A 21840-nucleotide genomic window follows, 5' to 3' on the forward strand; every position below is an offset into this window, starting at 1 on the left:
AAATATACCATCCTAACTTGCTAAAAGAACAGGTTTGAGGATTTCTTATGAAAGCACTTCTGAATATCACAATTAGTGTCTTAATGTTGGTTTTTTTATCAAATTGTAAAAAAACGAAGCAACCATTAAAAGATAGTGCATCTTCAAAACAAACCTGGGTGTCTTTATTTAATGGAATAGATCTTGACAACTGGAAAATTAAAATTAAAGGTCATCCTTTAGGAGATAATTGGAATCAAACTTTTCGGGTTGTTGACAGTGCGATAAGGGTAGATTACAGCAGTTATGAAAAATTCGGGAATTCGTTCGGTCATATTTTTTATGAAACTCCTTATAGTAATTACAGATTGAAATTAAAATACAGATTTATCGGAGAACAGGTTGAAGGCGGCGAAAGTTGGGCCTTGCGCAACAGTGGCGTTATGATACATTGTCAAGCTCCAGAATCCATGGATTTGAATCAGGACTTTCCTGTATCTATCGAAGTACAGTTATTAGGTGGCCTGGATAAGGGCAAAAAAAGAAGCACTGCGAATTTATGCACCCCGGGAACACATGTTTGTATGAATAAAGAATTGTTGACCACGCACTGTATTGATTCAAATTCGGACACTTTTTATGGTGATCAATGGGTTGAATTAGAGGTGGAAGTTAGACATGATTCTCTTATCTCACATTATGTGAATGGGAAAAAAGTAATTGAATATGAACATCCTGTTATTGGTGGTGAATACAATTCATTGACTGAACTTGAAGGAAAGCGCCTAACAACGGGCTATATCTCATTGCAAAGTGAAAGTCATCCAGTGGAATTTAAAAATATATTTTTGCTTTCATTGAATAAATAAAATTTATATATTGCATGGTCAATTTTAAGAAAAATTTAACTCATTTGGATAACTATTTCTTTAGTTGGTAAAAAAATGTTATCCATCGTTTATATGATGTTATTTGTATAGTAAATTATATGGTCAATCTTAAAACTTCTATTCTTATGCTGTGAAAATATTTTTTTGCGTTTTTTTTATTAAAAAAAGCGTTCGCTTACAATCAATTTATTAATTAATAATTATTATTATGGGAAAACAATTATTTAAAAGTTTAATGATTCTGGGGATCTTCTTCACCTGTAGCTTTACAATGGCGCAGAAGACGGTCACAGGAACAGTTTCAGACGCTGATGGGCCGCTGCCTGGAGCAACTGTTGTTGTTCAAGGCACCACAACAGGTGTGACAACTGATTTCGATGGAAATTATTCTATTGAAGCCAATGAAGGTGATGTTTTAGAATACAGCTTTATCGGGATGACTTCTACTACTGCTACTATTGGTAGTGAAGATGTAATTAACATCACGCTTGAAATGGGTGACAACCAACTTGAAGAAGTAGTGGTTGTTGGTTATTCAACTCAAACAAGAGGTGACATTACAGGTTCTGTTTCTTCCGTTGACATGGACGAAGCCTTAAAAGTACCTGTAGCGAACGCTTCAGAAGCCTTGCAAGGCCGTGTTACTGGTGTAACGGTAACTACTTCGGGTTCTCCGGGTGCCTCGCCAAAAATTGCTATTCGTGGTTTTGGAACAGGTAACAATACAGATCCACTGTTTATTATTGATGGTGTTCAAACAACAGATGCAAATATTTTAAACTCTATCAATCCTGCTGACATCGCACAGATGAACGTATTGAAAGATGGAGCAGCTGCCATTTATGGAGCAAGAGCTTCGAATGGGGTAATTATCGTGACCACAAAAAGTGGGGGTTACAATCAAGACAAGGCCACTTTGACCTTAGATGTCTGGACAGGTAGCTCACAACCCACCAAATTGGTTAAAACGCTAAACATTCAACAACACGCTGATATGTTATGGCAAAGTTACAATAATGATGGTGTAGATACAACACACCCTCAATATGGTAGCGGTGACACTCCTGTAATTCCTTCAACAGTTCAGGGGATTCCTGTAACTGCAACAGTGAAACCGGGAGGAACCAATTGGGGAAAAGAACTTACCCAAACAGCGCCTACCAGTAACATTTCCTTGTCTGCATCTAACGGTACTGAATCAGGAAAATACTACATGTCTGCCAATTACTTCACAAGAGACGGTGTTGTAAAATACACTGGATTTGAAAGAGCCGCAGTTGCTGTGAACTCTGAATTTAAAGTGATAGACAGAATACGTGTTGGTGAGCACATGAATGTGGCTTACACTAACGGTAATGGTGGAGATCCAGTGACTATGGAGTATGCGATAAGAAGTTCTCCGGTGCTGCCTGTATATGATGACGCAGGGAACTTTGTTGGGCCTTACAGCAATTCAACTGGACTTGGAAACTCACCTAATGCTTATGCGGGTCTTTACCGAGGCCGAGATGATTACAATAAATCATTAAGGGTTTTTGGTGATATTTACGCCGAGGTTGATATTATTGACGGACTTACCCTTAAATCAAGTTTTGGGGTGTCTATGCAGCATTTTGACAGAAGACAGTTTTTGGCCTTAAACCCTGAAGCTGCCGAGCCTAGATCAACTAACACATTGATCAATCAAGACTTAAGCAGTTATGAATGGACATGGTCAAACACGCTGGTTTATAACAAGCAATTTGGAGATCACAATGTCTCTGCCGTACTTGGTATTGAAGCCGTTGAAGGCGGTGGAGTGGGAAAAGAAGTACAACGTAATGAATTTTTGTTTGAGGATCCTGAATATTACAACCTGCAAACAGGTACGGACCCTGCAATTGTAAATTATGCCTATGAATATAAAAACACTTTGTTTTCATATTTCTTAAGTGCTAATTACAACTACAAGGACAAATATTTTGCAACATTTACGTTGAGAAATGATAAGTCCTCAAGATTTAGAGGTGACAACAGGTCTCAAACTTTCCCTTCGTTCAGTGCGGGATGGTTGATGAGTAAAGAAGACTGGTTTGACAGCAATGCTGTGAGCCGGGTTAAGTTAAAAGCTTCCTATGGTCAACTTGGTAACCAGGATTTACCTGGTAGTAACCCAACTTTGAACATTTCAAATTTGGATCAGGCTTATGCCGACTACGCGATTAACGGAACTAACATCACAACAGGTGCTATATTATCGTCTTTTGGTAATGCAGATCTTAAATGGGAAACATCAGTAAGTATCAATGGTGGGGTCGATTTTGGCTTTATCAATGACAAACTGACTGCGTCATTTGAATTTTGGCAAATTACCACAACAGATCTAATTGCACAGGATTTCAGTTTGATCAGTACTACAGCGATCGATGCTGCGGCTCCTTATGTAAATTTAGGTGAAATCCAAAATACTGGTATTGATATCAGCCTTGGCTATAACAACACCTGGGACAGCGGACTTACATTCAGCGCTTTAGCGAACATTTCTCATTATAAAAATGAAGTTAAAGAATTGATTAGTGCCTTCCAAACCGGTCGAAACGACCTGAGAAGTGGTGCCATGACAAGAACTGAGGTAGGAAGATCAATCTCTGAATTTTACGGTAGAAAAGTGATCGGATATACAGATGAGGGAAGGTTTGAATACGAGGATATCAACGGAGACGGAGTCACCAATGATGAAGACCGTGCTTACATTGGATCTCCGCATCCTGATTTTACCTGGGGTCTTAACCTTAGCGCTGCCTATAAAGGGTTTGATGCTTCTCTTTTCTTTACGGGATCAGTTGGTAATGAGATTTACAATTATCAAAAGGTCTACTCTGATTTTCCTTCTTTCGTGGATGGAAACAGAAGTACAAGAGTTTTAGACTCATGGACACCTGATAACACAAATGCCAGTTTACCAGCCTTGAGTACGACGATCAAGAATGATGAAATCAATCCAAATTCCTATTTTGTTGAAGATGGTACGTATATGAGATTGAAGAACATGCAAATTGGATACACATTCTCTGATGACATCGCTGAAAAAATAGCCATGGAATCATTAAGGATTTATGTTGTAGGTACAAATTTATTCACAGTTACTGGTTATGACGGTATCGATCCTGAAGTTGTTGCTTATGACAACCTGACTTTAGGCGTTGATAACGATATTTATCCTCAGTCTAAAATTTATACCATTGGTGTAACTTTCAAATTTTAAAAACAAATGAAAAATAAAATAATATATCTATTTATTATGCTAGTGGGAGTACTAGCATGTAGTGATGACTTTAGTGAAGTTCCGGCTTACGGTGCCCTTAGTGATGAGGCGCTGCAAAATGCCCAGGGAGTTGATCTATTGCTTATCGGAGCTTACTCATTATTAGATGGTAACAGTAATACCGGAGGCTCTGATTATGCAAGAGCAGCTGACGGATGGTGGACAGATGTAATGTCTGACGATGCCCATAAGGGTAGTACAAACTCTGATCAACCTGATCTGTACGCTTTTGAAGTAATGAACTGGCAAACCAGTAACGGTTACATCGACGCAAGATGGGTTGGACTTTTTGCAGGTGTAAACAGAGCCAATGCCGTGATCGATTTGATCGGGAAACTGGACCCTTCTGAAGGAGACTTTTCAGCTCAATTGGCACAGGCCAGGTTCTTAAGAGGTCACTTTAACTTTGAATTACAAGTCATGTGGGGGAATGTTCCTTATATTTCTGATGTTAACTTCGCGGATGTTGAGTTCAATCAACCGAATCCGGGACCAATCTGGGATAAAATAATAGACGACATGTCTTACGCAGAAACAAACCTTCCAGAGACACAAGATGAAGTAGGCCGTCCTACAAGCTGGGCTGCTAAAGCTTACCTTGGAAAGGTTTACTTACACAAAGGAGACACTGGACCAGCCTTGGCAAAATTAACAGAAGTCATTAATGGTAATCATCGTTTCGGATTACTTACTGAATATGCTGATAACTTTCGTTTAGCTGGTGACAACAGTGATGAATCACTGCTTGCCATTCAATTTACAGCTGATGACGGTTTATCATTCAATGGAAATATTGGGGGAACTCTGAATTTTCCCGGCCCGATCAACTGTTGTGGATTCTATAATCCAACACAGGATTTATTGAATGCATTCCAGACTGATGCAAATGGTTTACCTCTTTTGGATACCTACAATCAGACTGATGTAACCAGTGATTACGGAATCAACAGTGATGAGCCGTTTACTCCTTTTGCCGGAAACCTGGATCCAAGAGCTGATTATACAGTTGGAAGACGTGGTATAGAATTTAACGGATACGGAGTGCATCCTGGTAAAGATTGGCAAAGAGCTAATTTCAGTGACCTTAGTGGGCCATATACACCTAAGAAAAATGTTTATCAAGCTTCAGAAACTGCCAATCAAGGTGCTGGTGGATGGGGAGAGCAAAGATCAGGTGTAAATTACCACATCATAAGATTTGCTGATGTTCTATTAATGGGAGCTGAAGCTGCCGCTGAAGAGAATCAATTGGAATTGGCTACAGACTGGGTCAATGAGGTTAGAAGAAGAGCTAAAAATAGCACCTACGTTTCTAACGATGGTACGAATCCGGCTGCTAATTATAAAATAGAAGAGTATCCAGCAACTTTCCCAAATCAAGAATATGCTATTAAAGCTGTAAGATTTGAAAGAAGGCTTGAATTAGGTATGGAAGGTAAACGATTGTTTGACATCAGAAGATGGGGAGCAACAGATATCATGAATGCTTATTTCGTAAATGAAGGTAGAACTATTACGTCATTCGCAGGATTACCTGCACCTTATGACCCACATTTCGACCTGAGCCCGATTCCTTTAAGAGCTATTGATTTAAGTGGTGGAATTCTAACACAGAATCCTGGCTATTAATTTTTTTAGTTATTATTAATAAAGAAAAAGAGCATTTTTTAATGCTCTTTTTTTTTTATTCATTTCCTACTAATTCTTACCTTTACCGCCTTCAAATTTTCTTTACATGAACAGACAGTTTACGCTTTTGATAGCCGTATTGGCCCTATGGTCCTGCACGAAAAACACAGATAATCCAAATACAAACAAGGAGGTTAAAATATTCAAGGCACTCGATTCTGACAGATCGGGAATTCTCTTTGCCAATAATCTTGTTGAAAATGATTCTTTGAATTACTTGAGTTACCCCTATATCTATATGGGTGGCGGAGTTGCTGCCGGTGACATTAATAATGACGGGCTTGTCGATTTGTTTTTTACTGCAAATATGGTCGAGAACAGGCTTTATCTGAACAAAGGGGGGCTAAACTTTGAAGATATTTCGGGAACGGCACATATATCGGGAGATCAAAGATGGTTTACAGGAGTAACAATGGCTGATGTAAACAATGACGGCTATTTAGATATCTATTGTTCTGTAGCCGGTAAGTTCAACCCGAAATCAAATCTTTTATACATTAATAATGGTGACCTGACATTTACAGAACAAGCCGAAGCATATGGAGTCGCAGATGTTGGAAACAGCATACAGTCAACATTCTTTGATTATGACCTCGATGGCGATCTGGATCTTTATGTGGCAAACTACCCCCCTACTAACTTTAATGCGCCAAATGATTATTATGTGTTTAAAATGTACAACGCGCAAGATACGGAAACCGATAAATTATTCAGAAATGACGGAGATCGATTTACTGATGTGACCGACGCAGCCGGCTTAAGATCATTTGGTCTTAGCAATAGTGTTACGGTGAGTGACATCAACAGCGACGGATGGCCCGATATTTATATTTCCAATGATTTCAAAGTACCTGATTATTTATGGATCAATAATAAAAACGGGACTTTTAAAGAAGTCTCTCAAAAATCGACACAGCAAACGGCTCTTTACGGGATGGGCGTTGATATAGCCGATTTCAATAATGATCAGCTGCTTGATATTATCCAAATGGATATGACCCCGGGGGACAACAGAAGGTCCAAGGCGAATATGGCAGGAATGAATCCTGACCTTTTCTGGCAAACCGTAAAATCAGGGTTTCACTACCAGTATATGCAAAACCAGCTGCAAATAAACAATGGAAACCTAATCGATTCCCTGCCCTCTTTTAGCAATGTGGCCAGGCTTGGCGGATTGGCAACAACAGATTGGAGCTGGGGGCCTTTAATGATGGATCTTGACAATGATGGTTGGAAAGATATATTTATCTCCAACGGAACAAGAAGGGAAATCAACAACAAAGACTACTTTAATAAATTATCCAAAGAACGTTTGACCAAAGAACAATGGCTCGAAAAATCTCTGGCAATTCCCTCCGAAAAAATTGACAATTTCGTTTTTAAGAACAACGGAGACTTAAGCTTTTCTAAAATGAACAAAGAATGGGGCCTCGAATTTGTGGGTTGGTCAAATGGCTGTGTTTATGCAGATCTCGATAATGATGGAGACCTTGAAATCGTTCTGAACAATATTGACGATATCGCCGCCGTATTTGAAAACTTTAGTTCGGAGAAAAATAATTTTATCTCTTTGAAATTTAAGGGCCCCGATAAAAACAGATCCGGGGTGGGCGTAAAGGCTTTACTCAAAGCAAATAACATGACTCAGTTTCAGGAAATGACCTTAACAAGAGGATTTCAGTCTTCTGTTGCTCCTCAGTTACACTTTGGAATTGGAGATGCCCTTTTGGCAGAGGAACTTAAGATTACCTGGCCCGACGGTAAAATCCAGGTGCTTAAAGACCTTGATAAGAATCAATTTATCACGATCGATCATGCTGATGCTTCCATAGTCAATACCAACGAAGAACCTGAGCTTAAACCGCTGTTTGCAACAGTTACCGATACCGCACTCACAGTTGTCCATAAACACGTTGAAAACGATTATGATGATTTTAAAGATCAGGTGTTACTGCCACATAAAACGTCGACCTTTGGGCCCGGTGTCTCTGTTGGGGACCTTAGTGGTAACGGCATGGATGATTTTGTTGTAGGTGGTGCCCATAACAACCAAACCGCCGTTTATTACCAAACAGAAAATGGTTTTAGAAAACAAAGTTTTAATGATTTGAATGATGACAGTGATCGTGAGGATCTGGGAAGTCTGATCTTCGACGCGGACGGAGATGGTTTCAACGATCTGTATATAGTAAGCGGAGGAAGTGAATTTGACCCTGATTCAGAATTATTGCAAGACAGACTCTATGTAAATGATGGAAAAGGCAACCTGAGCAAGTCTAGCTCTGCCCTGCCCCAAATGTTTGTCAGTGGTTCTCGTGTACAAAGTTTTGACTACGACAAAGACGGAGACCTTGATCTTTTCGTGGGAGGCAGGTTAATGCCCAAAAACTATCCTTTGCCTACTCATAGTTATATACTGGAAAATGTAAGTACGGCAGGAAATCCAAAGTTTAACGATGTTACTGATAAAATTGCTCCGGGACTCCAAAGCCTTGGTATGGTTACTGATGCCAGTTGGACAGATTATGATAAAGACGGTTGGGTAGACCTTATTGTCGTTGGAGAATGGATGCCCATTACCGTATTTAGAAATAACCGCGGTGTTTTTGAAAATATCACGGAGAAATTGAACCTTAGTACTTCAACCGGCTGGTGGTTTAGCATTGAAGAGGGTGATTTTGACCAGGATGGCGACATAGATTTCATCGTTGGCAATTTAGGACTCAACTATAAGTATCAAGCCAGTGAGGAAGAAACTTTTGATATCTACATCAATGATTTTGACAAAAACCAATCAAATGACATCGTTTTAAGCTATTATGACCAGGGTGAGAAATTTCCCGTTCGTGGGCGTCAGTGTTCTTCACAACAAATCCCTGCCATAAAGAATAAGTTTAAAGATTATGACGCTTTTGCTGTTGCGACTCTTGAAGATGTATATACCAAGCAAGATCTTGAAAAATCACTTCATTATCAAGTAAATACCTTTGCAAGTATCTATCTGGAAAACAAAGACGGTGAATTTGTGCTGCACAAGCTGCCCAACCTGTCTCAGGTGTCGAGTGTGAATCAGATCATCGTAAGAGATTTTAATCAGGATACGCATTTGGATATGGTAATCGCCGGTAATTTATACGGTTCAGAAGTTGAGACACCAAGAAATGATGCAGGAATAGGGCTTTATCTCGAAGGTAATGGCCAAGGAGAGTTTAATGCCGTACCGGCAAGGGAAAGTGGCCTTTTTATACCGGGAGACACAAAGGATCTTTCTTTAATTAAGATCAAAGAAAAGAATTATATTCTGGCGGTCAAAAATTATGATTATATACAATTTATAGAGCTTGTTTCAGGATTATAAACCGGCTGATACTGTTTAGATATCATGATATGATTTCAGGTCTAAGGGTGCGCTAAGAATGCTTAAGAACCTTGTTTTTTTAATGAATGCTGTAATTACTTCATGGTTTTGGCCTTGAAAAAAGGTTGATGTTTTTTAGAGAGTTTTATGTTTAAAAAATTGTTTTCGGAATTTAGAATACCCATCAGGTACCATCTGCTCTTTTGGCTGATTTATTTTGTCTTCAATTTTTTCCGATTCGCCACAATCAATAATGATTACTGGTATTCATTAAAATCAAATTTGATTGAATTTCCTTTAAATATTGTCATCACCTATTTTACGATCTATTACCTGATTCCAAAATACATACTTCCAAAAAAATACCTGCAGTTCTTCGTTCTGTTTACCCTGTCATTAATGCTGTTTTACTTAACGAGAACGGGCTTAAACTATATTCTTGTTACAAAAAATATTTGGCCCGAAGCTCAGGGCAGTCAAGAACCATTTACGGTGATTCACATTGTCGAACTCATCATTGGAGCGGTTTATGTTATTGCTCTGGTATCGGCCATCAAACTTACTTATGACTGGCTGAACGAAAAAAAACGAAATGATGACCTTCAAAGAATGCAACTTGAAACCGAATTAAATTTTCTGAAATCACAGATACAGCCTCACTTCTTTTTCAACACACTGAACAACCTTTATGCACTGGTTATCAAAAAGTCGCCCAAAGCACCAAATGTTGTTTTGAAACTTTCGGAGATTATGCAGTATGTTTTATACGAAGTCAAGGAACCGAAGATCAGTTTGATGAAATCGATCAACTACCTTTACAGCTATTTGGAACTGGAACGATTGCGCTATGGCGAAAGAGTCAAATCGGAAATCAATATAGAAGGAAATATTGACGATATTGAGATTCCTCCCTTGCTTTTTCTTCCATTTTTAGAGAATTGTTTTAAGCATGGAACCAATCACAATGAAGATATAAAAGTCTCCATTGACTTTGTTGTTAAAGACAATTTTCTTTACTTTACGGTTGAGAACAACTTTGTCAAAAATAACAATGAAGCCCCAAAACACGGTATCGGGATTGAAAATGTCAAGAGAAGATTGCAACTGCTTTATGGTACTGCATATAGTTTAAAGACCAGATCAAAATCGAATACGTATACTGTCAATTTGAAACTTCCACTTTATGAAGATTAATTGCATAATAATAGATGATGAACCTCTTGCTGCAGAGGTCATAGAAACTCATCTTAAGGAGTTTCCCCATATGAATCTCCAGGGTAGTTATGTGAATCCTTTTGAAGCACTTGCCATGATTGAAAGTGGCCAGATCGATGTGGTTTTTATCGATATCAACATGCCAAAAATGAATGGTCTTGATTTTATCAAAAGCCTTGATTCAAGTCCATACTTTATTATCACAACTGCTTACAGGGAATACGCTGTCGAAAGTTTTGATCTTGATGTACTTGATTATCTGGTCAAACCGGTTCCTTTTACCAGATTCTTAAAATCGATCAACAAATTGTCGCAAAAATTTATCATTGACAGATCGACGGGACCAGTACTTCCAACCACAGAGAAATCATTTATCTTTCTAAAAGTGGATAAAAAATTGATCAAGATTAAATTTGAGGATATCTATTTTATTGAAAGCCTCAAGGATTATATCAAGGTATTCACAAAGTCTGGCGACTATCTTGCTCATAAATCGTTATCCGGGATTACTGAAGAATTGCCTAAAAATCAATTTTTAAGACTTCACAGGTCATTTACGGTGGCACTTGATAAGATACAGGCCTTGGAGGGCAACTCCGTACTGGTGACCGATAAACGAATACCTATAGGACGTAAATATATAAATCACGCCAAAGACGTGATTTTAAATACTCCAATTTAAGAAGATTGATCAACCGGTAACCTGGCTCACACTTCCGCCTGAGTTCTTGTGCCTATCAATTCTTTCAGGATTCCCTATAAACTTAATATCAGCGCCACTGCTGGCATTTCCTTCAAATGACTTTGTGACGTTTAACTTTATCACTGAGCCGCTGCTGGCACTGGCGATACAGTTTTTTGCAATTAACTCATAAGCTTTTATATCGCTTCCACTGGAAGAAGAGGCGTTAAGCGAATTTGCCTCTCCTCTTAATTCCATACCGGCTCCGCTTGAACTCTCGCAAATGAGCTGGTCAACCTTGAGGTCCATTCTTACGTGGGCGCCGCTACTCACACTTAAAACCAGTTTTTCTGAAGTAAACGTATTCTCTGAATACACTTCGGCCCCACTGTTTACTTGAATCTCATTGATATGGTCAGCCGAAACATGAATCTTTTTGGCGCTTGACGTATAGATGTTTTTTTTAGCCGTTATATAAAGGGTCCCGTCTTTTACTTCAGTTTCAATGAGGTCATGCAGGTTTTGATCTGCCTCAACCTCCAATGAGATATTTTTGCTCTTGGTGATATACACATCGAGGCCTCTGCTGGCATTGATACGAACAAAATCATTTGAGATTTTCCTTTTCTTTGAAACGACGTTTCCATCTCCTCTTACGCCATTATACATACATGAACTTGTTGAAAAAATAAGCAGGGCGACAGTTGCGAGTTTGATAAAATATTTCATAATAAAGATTTTTTGATTAGGCTTAAATAATATTTGATGTGTTTGTTTTAAAAAAGGTTACATGCAGGTGTGAAAATAAAATTAAAAACTATATAGTGTCTTTTGTACTTCTTACAACAACTCCCGAAGCATCAATTTTCACTTCTGACTTTTCCTTCCCGTCTTCTTGTATTTCAATGCGTACCCCTTCTTCATCAATTTTCATGTTGAACGAATCGTTATTGTTTTCAATATTGATGATACCTTCTGAACAATCAAGACAATAAAATCCTTCACGAGTCATTTTAAAATAGTGTTTGGCCATATCGTTATCATAGATATTTTGTGCGTTGTCAACGTCATAAAGAAAGGTCCTGGTTGAATGGTCAAGGAAAACAACCTGATTTTCGGGTAAATACAGATCCACATAGATCCTTTGTTCACTGAATCTATTGTTCAATTGTGCTAAAAAGTAGCCATTGATCCTTAGTTCATCCTCCGAAAGTTCGTATTCATATTCAATCAAATCAGCATTATCCCTGGCATCTTTGCGGCTTTTACCTTGAGAAAGCTTTCTCACCTTTACATACATTGTCTCATTATCCGAAGGCAGAATATTGAATCTTATATTATTTGAATAAATTTTCTCCTGATTGTTGTTGTCAATGATAATTTCGGACCTCCAACTGCGTTTCAATTCGCGGCGATTCGATAAATCTTTGTTGTCAACCATTTTTATTTCCAGGGTATCGCTTGGGCTGTATATAAGCTCTTGTGTATTAATCACTGATCCGTCATAGGCCGAATTCATGAATTGACGCGTACCAAAGAAAATAGCTATCAAAAGTGCAACGATCCATACTCCAAGCAAGGAAAGCTTGGTGGTTTTACCAATGGATTTGGTATTGTTTGACAATATTCTTAATCCAAGGGAAAACAGAAAAAAGAAAGGTATCGCGACCAAAACAAAGATCAAGGCAGACAGGACCCACACAGGTAATCCAGAATTATTGTAGATTACTGAGTTGCGAAACAACCAATCGTCATGCATAAAATCCAAAGATCCAAGTGTAAACATGCCGATTAACATGCCAAGAATGGTCAGTACTGCTAGAACGATCAATAAGACTCCGATAAATTTACCAATGATCATAAAGATGGTTACAAAAATCTTACCTAAAGTATCGACAAAATCTTGTGAACCTGATTTTGCCCTTGCGCCATATTTTTTATAATCAGCGTTTTTTACTTTTTCAGATACTTCGTCGATGCCGTATTTGACTCTAGTTGATGCCTCTGAGATCTCATCACGAATTTTTTTTTCAATATTGCTTATATTGACTTCAGCGCCTTCCATTTCCAATTTCTCGGCTGTTGTATTGGCTTCGGGAAGCAATATCCATAAAAGCGGGTATAAGATGAACCCAAACCCAAATCCAAAAGCTGCAACCAACCAAGCCAGTCTGATCCAAATCACATCAATATTAAGATAATGTGCCATACCAGATGAAACACCACCCAGGAACTTGTCACTTCCGTCTCTGTATAATTTTTTGCGCCTTTGACTACTGTAACTGCCATAAGCATCATCATTAAAGATCTCTTCGTCAACCATATAGTCTTCAGGTTTACCCATGACTTCTATCACTTCATCTATATCCTGCTCATTGATGACTTGTCTTACATCTTTGACTTTTGCCGATAATAATTCACCAATTCTGGTTTCTATATCAGTTATGATTTCATCCCTGCCCTTGGGGTCATCACTTAAAGAACGTCGAATAGCATCTAAATAGCCTTTCAGTTTTTGATAAGCAACTTCATCAATATGAAAAAATATACCACCTAGATTTATATTTATAGTCTTGTTCATTTTGTTGTATTTTTTGATTTATTATTCTTTGTTACCAGGTTCACTGCTTTAACCAATTCGCTCCAGGTAGTGTTTAAACCTGCTAAAAATATCTTTCCGGTTTCGGTTAAACCATAATATTTTCTTGGCGGTCCGGAAGTTGATTCTTCCCAGCGATATGTCAAAAGTCCTGCATTTTTCAATCTTGTTAGTAAAGGATACACAGTACCCTCAACCACAAGCAGTTTTGCGTCTTTTAACTGGACCAGGATTTCAGAAGTATAAGCATCCCCACCTTCCAAAATTGATAGGATGCAGAATTCTAGAACTCCTTTACGCATTTGTGCTTTTGTGTTTTCAATCTTCATGTTTTTCTCTTTTAATCTTTTAATTAATGATTTATAAGACCCATTCCTTTTAGAACAATACCGACTGTATGGTATTGGCAATAAATATTACGATTGAGATTAGTATAGTGATCATAATGTCTTTATTTAATAAACTTAATTGTTAGGGGGTACTCATACACTTCACCTTGATTGGCCTTAATCGCAGCAAAAATGATCAATACGAATTTTACCATGGCCAATATGCCAATGAGTGAACCAACACTGATCATTCCGAAAAGATCCAAATGATGAAAATCATCCATGATGGTTCTGATCGCAAAAGGCACAATTGACAAACCAAGAATAAAAGTGTACAATAAATAACTCAGGTTAAAATTGATGGCCTCTTTACCATTCCTGTCAATAAAATCACTTTTCCTTTTGTTCAATTCCCAAATCACAAGTGGGCCTACAACGGCTCCAAAAGGAAATATATATCCAAAGAAAGCAGATAAGTGTAATAAAAATGCGTTGTTGTTATCGTTTCGTGTTGCCATAATATAAAAGTGTATAATACTTTCTTATGCAAATATATATACAAAAGATAATACCATGCAATACCAAGTACTGTAATTTAACATTTTTTTAACATTTAAATCATACGAATAAATCACATTTTTTGTTGTATTTTAGGGGCTTAAAGAAAGAAAATGCCAAAATTTACAGTAAGCAATTTAAATCGGTTTTTAGCAATAAAATTACCTTCTGCCTTTATATCCGGGGTCAGGGTCAGCGCTATTTCGGCTACTGAAGCTCATGCCAGAGTCACTCATAAATGGATTAATCAAAACCCATTTAAGTCACTTTACTGGGCAACACAAGGAATGGCAGCCGAATTGGTTACCGGCATCCTAATGATGAAAAAAATCAAGGAATCCAACCATAAAATATCTATGTTGGTGGTGAAACAGGAAGGCAGTTTTCATAAAAAAGCTACCGGTAAAATTGTTTTTTCTTGCCTTCAGGGAAAAGAGATTGATACGGTTATTGCAAAGGCCATAGAAACTGGAGAAGGCCAGAGTATCGTGCTTAAAGCCGCCGGGTTTAACCAGGAAAATGATATGGTCTCAGATTTTGAATTCACCTGGAGCCTAAAATTAAAAGATTAATGAATCCTTTTAAATATCCCGCCATATGAACGCACACGAAATAGACTACAAAATTTATGGAGAAGAAATGCAATTTGTCGAAATTGAACTTGATCCCCAAGAAGGAGTTGTAGCTGAAGCAGGCAGTTTTATGATGATGGATGATCAGATAAAAATGGACACGATACTCGGAGATGGTTCAGGACAGTCAAAAGATATCCTGGGAAATTTGTTCTCAGCCGGAAAGAGGCTTTTGACAGGTGAAAGCCTTTTTATGACAGTGTATACGAACTTATCAAATATCAGGAGAAAAGTTTCTTTTGCCTCTCCTTATCCTGGTAAGATTATACCAATTGACCTTAAAAGTTATCAAGGTGTATTTATCTGTCAAAAAGATGCGTTTCTCTGCGCCGCAAAAGGAGTTTCCATCAGCATAGAATTCTCAAAAAGATTGGGCAGAGGTTTTTTTGGAGGTGAAGGATTTATTATGCAAAAAATAGAAGGAGATGGCATGTCGTTCTTACATGCAAGTGGTACCGTAGTGCAGCGCGAATTAAAAGAAGGTGAAATCCTAAAGGTAGACACCGGTTGTATTGTGGGTTTTAGCCAAACGGTAAATTACGATATCGAATACATCGGAGGAATCAGGAATACTGTATTTGGAGGTGAAGGTTTCTTTTTTGCCACCCTTAAAGGTCCTGGAACCATTGCAATACAGTCTCTTCCATTCAGCCGGCTTGCAGATCGCATCATTGCGAGTGCCCCTTCTCAGGGAGGAAAACGAAAAGATGAAGGAAGTATTTTAGGAGGCTTAGGAGATTTGTTAGATGGCGACAACAGAATTTAGCCCTTCCCTACTCCTTCTCTGAAACCTTGATCTCGCTGATAAAGGCATCCAGCTGTTTACCGTATTTTGACGCCTTTACTTCAGGAGTCAAAGAGTTGTTAATCGTATCGAGCAATTTTATATTCGCATTGACCAATTCTGTCAGGGCTATATAAGGAGCAACTTCATAATTCGCATTTTTTACAGCAAAATTCGTTGTGTACAGGTACTTCTTTCTTTGCCAGTTTTTTAATTTTTTAGCCACTATATCAATAGAATCCTGACTTCCGGCCTTTCTGGCCTCAAATTCTTCCTTTACAAGATCGAGTTTCTGGTTGTTGAACTGTTGCTGCATGGCACTGAAATCGTCTAACAATTTCTGGTTTTCAGAACCTGTAACTTTTGCCTTTAAAGCAAAAAGATCAAGTTGAGTCTCGATCATGACAGTATCCTTTTCTCCAAAGAAGGCAATCCTTTTACTACTGTTACCAAGCGTAAGGTAATACATCTCGGGACTTTCTACTTCATCGGTCAGTAAAAAGTCTTCTTTTCCGCTGACATCAACTGAATCAACAGATATGATCATTGAATCGAGTTGTTTCTGTAAATAAAAAGTTCCCTTTTTAAGCCCTTTTACAGAAGTTTTAACATACATGGTGTTTTCATTTTCCTTTGAACAAGCCATTACAGTTATCGCGATGACCATGATCATACCTATCTTCTTCATATAAATTGGGTTTTACAGTGGGCAAATATATTAGAAAAAATGAATAATTCTACACTATTTTAACTGATTTAAGGAGATACCAATTGCATTAAAATTGTGCAGCCAATGGCAGCAATGGTTCCAACCGCATAACCAAATACGGCAAGCAACACCCCAACTGTTGCAAGCGAGGGATGAAAAGCCGCGGCTACGATAGGTGCAGACGCTGCTCCCCCCACATTTGCCTGGCTGCCAACGGCAAGAAAGAAATACGGCGCTCTAATCAATTTGGCCACGACAATAAGCAACACGGCATGAATACTCATCCAAATAAGGCCTATGGCTACAAGACCCACATTATCCAGGATCAGGGTAAGGTCCATTTTCATTCCAATCGAGGCAACAAGGATATAAATAAATACACTCCCTATTTTGCTCGCACCTGCTCCTTCGTAATTCCTCGCTTTGGTAAATGACAGCAAAATGGCTGCCACTGTTGATAAACTGATCATCCAGAAGAAAGAAGAGCCTAAAAAAGTAAAAATGTTTTTTACGGTTGGATTATCTATCCCATTTACAAAATCACTAAAAAATTCACTCAGATAACCGGCCCCCAGATGCGCCAGGCTCACTGTTCCAAATGACAGGGCCAGCATGATCATCAAATCGGTCAAACTAGGATTGCGTTCAACTTTTTTTGAAAAAGAGCTTACTTTTTCCTTTAATGCTTCAATAGCCGCTGTATCAGACTTTAACCATTTATCAATACCTTTTGACTTTCCTACCCCAATCAATATAATGGCCATCCAGATATTGGCTACCACGATATCGACAAAAACCATTCCGCCATAAAGTTTTTGGTTATATCCATAGATCTCCAACATCGCCGTTTGGTTGGCTCCTCCTCCTATCCAGCTTCCGGCAAGAGTTGACAACCCGCGCCAAACTGCATCAGGTCCGGCTCCGTTCAAAGCCTCCGGATAAATGACCGAAATAATCATTATTGCAATGGGGCCACCAATAATGATTCCTACAGTCCCTGTAAAAAACATGGCTAATGCCTTCCATCCCAGATTAAAAACTGCCTTTAAATCAATACTCAAGGTCATTAGCACCAGGGCCGCAGGCAATAAATACCTGCTGGACATAAAATACAGGTTAGAAGAATGTTTCTCAATATCCCCGGATGCAGTAACTGTCTCCCATTCAGGAGCTATTAATCCCAAAGTAGTTAAAACAGCAGGAAGCATATAAGCCATAAATAAGGCTGGTACCACTTTGTAAAATTTGTACCAAAACCCTTTTTTTCTTGAGGAAGTATAAAATATGATCCCCAAAGAGATCATCAATAAACCAAAAACAATTGTATCACTAGTAAATATAGGGGCGTTTTCCATGGTATATTTTTCTGTTTAAATTATTCATTGCCAACCGTAAAGGGAGCATTATTAAAAAGCAGTTTGGCAAACATAGAAATTCCCTGCCCTATTACCAATAATTTACCTCCACATTTTTACTGAGATGTTGAGCCGATTTATCTCATCTTTCGAACGCATTTCTTTATACGTCTCATTCAGCAGGATTCAAGTGCTGTCTTTGCTGCAGATCACCTGATTAAAATTATCAATCGCACCTGGATAATCCGCAAACTGGTCTCACAATTCATATCCTAGAATGCCTGCCGGTCAATTTGCCTGCGAAAAACTGAGTCATAGATAAAACATGTAAAACATTTTGACCATAAATTGAATCCATTGGATCATGAAATTTTTACAAAAAAGAATGATCGAAAATCTTGTTAGGGTCATTGTTAAAATGTTAGTGGTAAAAAATTGATTATTTAGGATGAATCAATGGATGATTCTTTAATATTGCTTTATATTTATTGTAGGATTTACGCCTGAAAACATGACCCGATTTTTGTTTATTTTTCTAGTCATACTACCTGTAATTTCATTAGCTCAAATGCAGGAAGATTTTACCTCCAACAGTTATTTTACGAAAATGAACAATACACTAAACTTGAGATTGGATCTTGATAACGATGTGCGATCATTTGAGTACGAAGGGATTGATGAAAATTATTCCATAGAGCCAAATACAAATTTGAGAATGGGCATCGCAATTAATTATCGATTCATTTCTCTCAAAATTGGTTTTTCACCAAAATTTTTGGAAGCAGACGATTCAAACCTAAAAGGAAGTACTAAAATATTCAAATTGAGCCTGAATATCTTTTTCAAAGACCTGATGCAGAATTTTGATTTTAATAAGGTGAAGGGATATTATGTAACCGGTATAAACGACCCTATCCCGGGAAATTTAGAAGATACTAACGAGTATTTAATTCTTCCTGATCTCAAGACTTTGTCCTTTACAGGGACTACCTGGTATAGATTCAATGAAAATTATTCATTTAAAGCGGTCATAAATCAGAATGAAATTCAAACAAAAAGTACCGGTAGTTTTATCCCCAGCCTATATTACGGTTATTTCGAAATTACTGATCAAAGCACCCCTGAGGATATTAAAAGTTTTTTCGTACTCTTAAATGCAGGATATTACCACACCTTTGTTTTTAGCAAAAACTGGTACTCAAACCTGGGTTTGTCAACTGGCATGGGGGTCGAATTCAACAAATTGATTACCAGGTCTGATGAAAATCTTAAAGATATTATCAGCTATCACAATAACCTGGCGCTTAACATCAGTACCCAAATAGGATTGGGATTTAATTCAACCCGATTTTACGGGGGTACAAGTCTCAACGGAAGTGCCATGAACAGGGATGAGAAATCGGTGATTAAATTCAACAGCGTACGGGGATATTTCAAGGTTTATGTCGGATACAGGTTTGATGCACCAAAATCATTTGAAAAAGGCATGGACTGGATTGAAGACAAAAACCCTTTTAAAAAGAAATAATTTTTCGAACATATTTCGAACATATTAGGACTCAAAAAGAGTATAAAATGCTAACTTTGGCCGATATTTTCTAAAAGTTAAAATTCTATGAAATACCTAAAAATACTTTTCTTATTCCTTGCCGTTCAGATGATGGCCCAGCAAGGGGGAATGTGGATACCCTCTCTTTTGGAAGGGATGAATGAGCAGGAAATGAAAAGCCTTGGCAGTGAGCTAAGTGCATCAGACATTTACGATGTAAATCATTCAAGTTTAAAGGATGCCATTGTGCATTTCAACGGAGGTTGTACATCAGAAATCATTTCAGACAGTGGCTTGCTCCTTACGAACCATCATTGCGGATACGGAGCTATTCAATCTCATTCTTCTGTAGATCACGATTATTTACAAGATGGATTTTGGGCTAAGACAATGAACGAGGAACTTCCCAATAAAGGAATGGTCGCTACGCTTATTATCAGGATTGATGATGTCACAAAAGACATCTTGCAAAACATTCCGGATACTTTGAGCCTTCAGGAAAAGCAGCAGCTCATCGATAAAAATATATCGGTTGCCAAAAAAAATGCAATAAAAGAAGATTGGCAGGAGACAAGGGTTAAATCGATATTTCAGGGAAACCAGTACCTTTTGTTTGTCACCGAGACCTTTAAAGATATTAGGCTTGTCGGGGCACCACCAACTTCAATTGGTAAATTTGGGTCTGATACAGATAACTGGATGTGGCCCAGGCATACAGGGGATTTCTCCTTGTTCAGGATCTATGCCGATAAACAAAACCGACCTGCAGAGTACAGCGCCGAAAATGTACCCTATGACCCAAAACACTTCCTGCCTGTATCTTTAGACGGTATCACGGAAAATGATTTTACAATGGTATTTGGTTTCCCTGGAAGCACAAATGAATATTTACCTGCCATAGCCATAGACCAAATTGTTTACAAACTGAATCCTCCAAAAATTAAAATAAGGGAAGAAGCATTGAAAATCGTTGATGAGTACATGAGAAATGACACTGAGATCAAAATTCAATATGCCTCCAAATATGCCCGAATTGCCAATTATTGGAAAAAATGGATTGGAGAAAATCAAGGGCTTAAGCAGTCTAATGCAATTGATAAGAAGAAAGCGCTTGAAGCTGTTTTTCAAGAAAAAAACAATAACAACGAGGCATATAACCACTTGCTAAGTGATTTTGAAACACTATACACCGAGATAGAGGAAGTATCAGTTGCTCGTAATTACTGGACTGAAGTAGTATACAGAAACGTTGAATTACTAAATGCATCGGTCAGGCTGTATCAGTTTGAAAGAAAGCTTTTAAAGACTCCCGAAAATTTTGAAGAGGACAGGTCAAACCTTTTGAAAAGTTTTGAAGGCTTCTATAAAAACTACAACGCCAGTGTAGACAAAGATGTTTTTGAAAAATTGCTCACACTTTATAAAGAAGAAAGTCCTGACTCCTATTTGACCCCTGCCCTCAAAAGTACAGATATTGAAGCGCTGACCCAAGATGTATATACAAATTCTGCCCTGACTAATATGGATGGAATGAAAACTTTGATGGAAGGTTCTTATGAAGATATCATGAAAAAACTACATGAGGATCCAGGATATCAGTTTGGAAAGGATCTGGTTGAAAACTACTATCAAAACATTAGCCCTAAATTTCAGGAATTGAACCTTCAAATAAAAGCTGTTCAAAAAGTGTATATGAAAGCCTTGATAGAAACCTTCCCGGATGAACGTTTTTTTCCTGATGCCAATGGTACCCTTAGGGTAACTTATGGAAAGGTTAAGGGGTATCGACCTAAAGACGCTGTTGTGTATGAGCCGGTTTCTTATCTGGAGGGAGTAATCGAAAAATATCAGCCCGGTGACTATGAGTTTGATGTTCCTGAAAAATTAATTCAACTGTATAACAATAAAGATTACGGTGATTATGGTATTGAAGGAAGGATGCCGGTAAATTTTATTGGAACAAATCATACTACAGGAGGGAACTCGGGAAGCCCTGTAATTGATGCCAAAGGAAATCTGATTGGTTTAAATTTCGACCGCGTATGGGAAGGCACCATGAGTGACTATAATTATGACCCTTCGATATGTCGTAATATCATGGTAGACGCCCGTTATATATTATTTATCATCGATAAATATGCCGACTGTCAAAGATTGATAGATGAAATGAAATTGGTTCACCCCAAGAAAAAATAATGAGTAAGGGCC

16 protein-coding genes are annotated in these 21840 nt (G+C 38.1%); 10 read left to right on the forward strand and 6 right to left on the reverse strand.

Annotation, left to right across the window (positions count from 1 at the left end):
- Positions 1 to 158 precede the first annotated feature (158 nt).
- The 6 genes from AABB81_RS05480 to AABB81_RS05505 all read left to right on the forward strand — a co-directional run bounded on the left by AABB81_RS05480 (position 159) and on the right by AABB81_RS05505 (position 11117).
- Positions 159 to 848 (forward strand): 3-keto-disaccharide hydrolase, encoded by a 690-nt coding sequence (locus AABB81_RS05480; RefSeq protein ID WP_342159153.1) that lies wholly within the window; start codon positions 159 to 161, stop codon positions 846 to 848.
- A 229-nt stretch (positions 849 to 1077) separates the two neighbouring features.
- Positions 1078 to 4113: a SusC/RagA family TonB-linked outer membrane protein gene (locus AABB81_RS05485; RefSeq protein ID WP_342159154.1), complete on the forward strand. Its 3036-nt coding sequence runs from the start codon at positions 1078 to 1080 to the stop codon at positions 4111 to 4113.
- Positions 4114 to 4119: 6 nt separating this feature from the next.
- Complete coding sequence (locus tag AABB81_RS05490; RefSeq protein WP_342159155.1) at positions 4120 to 5802, forward strand: RagB/SusD family nutrient uptake outer membrane protein; 1683 nt, start codon at positions 4120 to 4122, stop codon at positions 5800 to 5802.
- A 106-nt stretch (positions 5803 to 5908) separates the two neighbouring features.
- Positions 5909 to 9220, forward strand: a complete 3312-nt coding sequence (locus AABB81_RS05495) for a VCBS repeat-containing protein (protein WP_342159157.1) — start codon at positions 5909 to 5911, stop codon at positions 9218 to 9220.
- A gap of 282 nt (positions 9221 to 9502) precedes the next feature.
- A complete protein-coding gene (locus tag AABB81_RS05500) occupies positions 9503 to 10414 on the forward strand; it encodes a sensor histidine kinase (RefSeq protein ID WP_342159158.1) in 912 nt (303 codons plus the stop codon).
- Positions 10404 to 11117, forward strand: a complete 714-nt coding sequence (locus AABB81_RS05505; RefSeq protein WP_342159159.1) for a LytR/AlgR family response regulator transcription factor — start codon at positions 10404 to 10406, stop codon at positions 11115 to 11117. Before AABB81_RS05500 ends, AABB81_RS05505 begins: the two co-directional genes overlap by 11 nt.
- Positions 11118 to 11126: 9 nt before the next feature.
- On the opposite strand, the gene AABB81_RS05510 is transcribed toward AABB81_RS05505, so the two are convergent.
- From AABB81_RS05510 to AABB81_RS05525, 4 genes are all read right to left on the reverse strand, one after another.
- A complete protein-coding gene (locus AABB81_RS05510; RefSeq protein ID WP_342159160.1) occupies positions 11127 to 11846 on the reverse strand; it encodes a head GIN domain-containing protein in 720 nt (239 codons plus the stop codon).
- 88 nt (positions 11847 to 11934) lie between these two features.
- A complete protein-coding gene (locus AABB81_RS05515; protein WP_342159161.1) occupies positions 11935 to 13698 on the reverse strand; it encodes a PspC domain-containing protein in 1764 nt (587 codons plus the stop codon).
- Positions 13695 to 14045 (reverse strand): PadR family transcriptional regulator, encoded by a 351-nt coding sequence (locus AABB81_RS05520; RefSeq protein WP_342159163.1) that lies wholly within the window; start codon positions 14043 to 14045, stop codon positions 13695 to 13697. The genes AABB81_RS05515 and AABB81_RS05520 overlap by 4 nt, the downstream gene beginning before the upstream one ends.
- A gap of 122 nt (positions 14046 to 14167) precedes the next feature.
- Positions 14168 to 14563, reverse strand: a complete 396-nt coding sequence (locus AABB81_RS05525) for a DUF4870 domain-containing protein (protein WP_342159164.1) — start codon at positions 14561 to 14563, stop codon at positions 14168 to 14170.
- 153 nt (positions 14564 to 14716) lie between these two features.
- On the opposite strand from AABB81_RS05525, the gene AABB81_RS05530 reads away from it, so the two are divergent.
- Positions 14717 to 15175, forward strand: a complete 459-nt coding sequence (locus AABB81_RS05530; protein WP_342159166.1) for a DUF4442 domain-containing protein — start codon at positions 14717 to 14719, stop codon at positions 15173 to 15175.
- A gap of 25 nt (positions 15176 to 15200) precedes the next feature.
- A complete protein-coding gene (locus tag AABB81_RS05535) occupies positions 15201 to 16001 on the forward strand; it encodes a TIGR00266 family protein (RefSeq protein WP_342159167.1) in 801 nt (266 codons plus the stop codon).
- Positions 16002 to 16008: 7 nt separating this feature from the next.
- Here the strand turns inward: AABB81_RS05535 and AABB81_RS05540 are convergent, their stop codons facing one another.
- Positions 16009 to 16707, reverse strand: coding sequence for a DUF4369 domain-containing protein (locus AABB81_RS05540; RefSeq protein WP_342159169.1), 699 nt, complete (start codon positions 16705 to 16707; stop codon positions 16009 to 16011).
- 68 nt (positions 16708 to 16775) lie between these two features.
- The gene (locus tag AABB81_RS05545) at positions 16776 to 18083 is read right to left on the reverse strand and encodes a DUF819 family protein (RefSeq protein WP_342159170.1); all 1308 of its coding nucleotides are present in this window, start codon (positions 18081 to 18083) and stop codon (positions 16776 to 16778) included.
- Between the two features lie 568 nt (positions 18084 to 18651).
- On the opposite strand from AABB81_RS05545, the gene AABB81_RS05550 reads away from it, so the two are divergent.
- Together AABB81_RS05550 and AABB81_RS05555 are read left to right on the forward strand one after the other, a co-directional pair.
- On the forward strand, positions 18652 to 19611 hold the full coding sequence (locus tag AABB81_RS05550; RefSeq protein ID WP_342159662.1) for a DUF4421 family protein: 960 nt from the start codon (positions 18652 to 18654) through the stop codon (positions 19609 to 19611).
- Positions 19612 to 19698: 87 nt separating this feature from the next.
- On the forward strand, positions 19699 to 21828 hold the full coding sequence (locus AABB81_RS05555) for a S46 family peptidase (protein ID WP_342159171.1): 2130 nt from the start codon (positions 19699 to 19701) through the stop codon (positions 21826 to 21828).
- Positions 21829 to 21840 lie beyond the last annotated feature (12 nt).

Origin of the sequence: Lutimonas vermicola, from assembly GCF_038433205.1 — a bacterium.
In the GTDB taxonomy this organism is placed as follows: Bacteria; Bacteroidota; Bacteroidia; order Flavobacteriales; family Flavobacteriaceae; genus Lutimonas; species Lutimonas vermicola.

What these genes read in the sequence shown, in the direction of transcription:
- AABB81_RS05520 (WP_342159163.1), bottom strand. Translation starts at nt 14,045, where the DNA reads ATGAAGATTGAAAACACAAAAGCACAAATGCGTAAAGGAGTTCTAGAA.
- AABB81_RS05550 (WP_342159662.1), top strand. Translation starts at nt 18,652, where the DNA reads ATGCAGGAAGATTTTACCTCCAACAGTTATTTTACGAAAATGAACAAT.
- AABB81_RS05535 (WP_342159167.1), top strand. Translation starts at nt 15,201, where the DNA reads ATGAACGCACACGAAATAGACTACAAAATTTATGGAGAAGAAATGCAA.
- AABB81_RS05545 (WP_342159170.1), bottom strand. Translation starts at nt 18,083, where the DNA reads ATGGAAAACGCCCCTATATTTACTAGTGATACAATTGTTTTTGGTTTA.
- AABB81_RS05485 (WP_342159154.1), top strand. Translation starts at nt 1,078, where the DNA reads ATGGGAAAACAATTATTTAAAAGTTTAATGATTCTGGGGATCTTCTTC.
- AABB81_RS05540 (WP_342159169.1), bottom strand. Translation starts at nt 16,707, where the DNA reads ATGAAGAAGATAGGTATGATCATGGTCATCGCGATAACTGTAATGGCT.
- AABB81_RS05495 (WP_342159157.1), top strand. Translation starts at nt 5,909, where the DNA reads ATGAACAGACAGTTTACGCTTTTGATAGCCGTATTGGCCCTATGGTCC.
- AABB81_RS05530 (WP_342159166.1), top strand. Translation starts at nt 14,717, where the DNA reads ATGCCAAAATTTACAGTAAGCAATTTAAATCGGTTTTTAGCAATAAAA.
- AABB81_RS05555 (WP_342159171.1), top strand. Translation starts at nt 19,699, where the DNA reads ATGAAATACCTAAAAATACTTTTCTTATTCCTTGCCGTTCAGATGATG.
- AABB81_RS05510 (WP_342159160.1), bottom strand. Translation starts at nt 11,846, where the DNA reads ATGAAATATTTTATCAAACTCGCAACTGTCGCCCTGCTTATTTTTTCA.
- AABB81_RS05490 (WP_342159155.1), top strand. Translation starts at nt 4,120, where the DNA reads ATGAAAAATAAAATAATATATCTATTTATTATGCTAGTGGGAGTACTA.
- AABB81_RS05515 (WP_342159161.1), bottom strand. Translation starts at nt 13,698, where the DNA reads ATGAACAAGACTATAAATATAAATCTAGGTGGTATATTTTTTCATATT.
- AABB81_RS05505 (WP_342159159.1), top strand. Translation starts at nt 10,404, where the DNA reads ATGAAGATTAATTGCATAATAATAGATGATGAACCTCTTGCTGCAGAG.
- AABB81_RS05525 (WP_342159164.1), bottom strand. Translation starts at nt 14,563, where the DNA reads ATGGCAACACGAAACGATAACAACAACGCATTTTTATTACACTTATCT.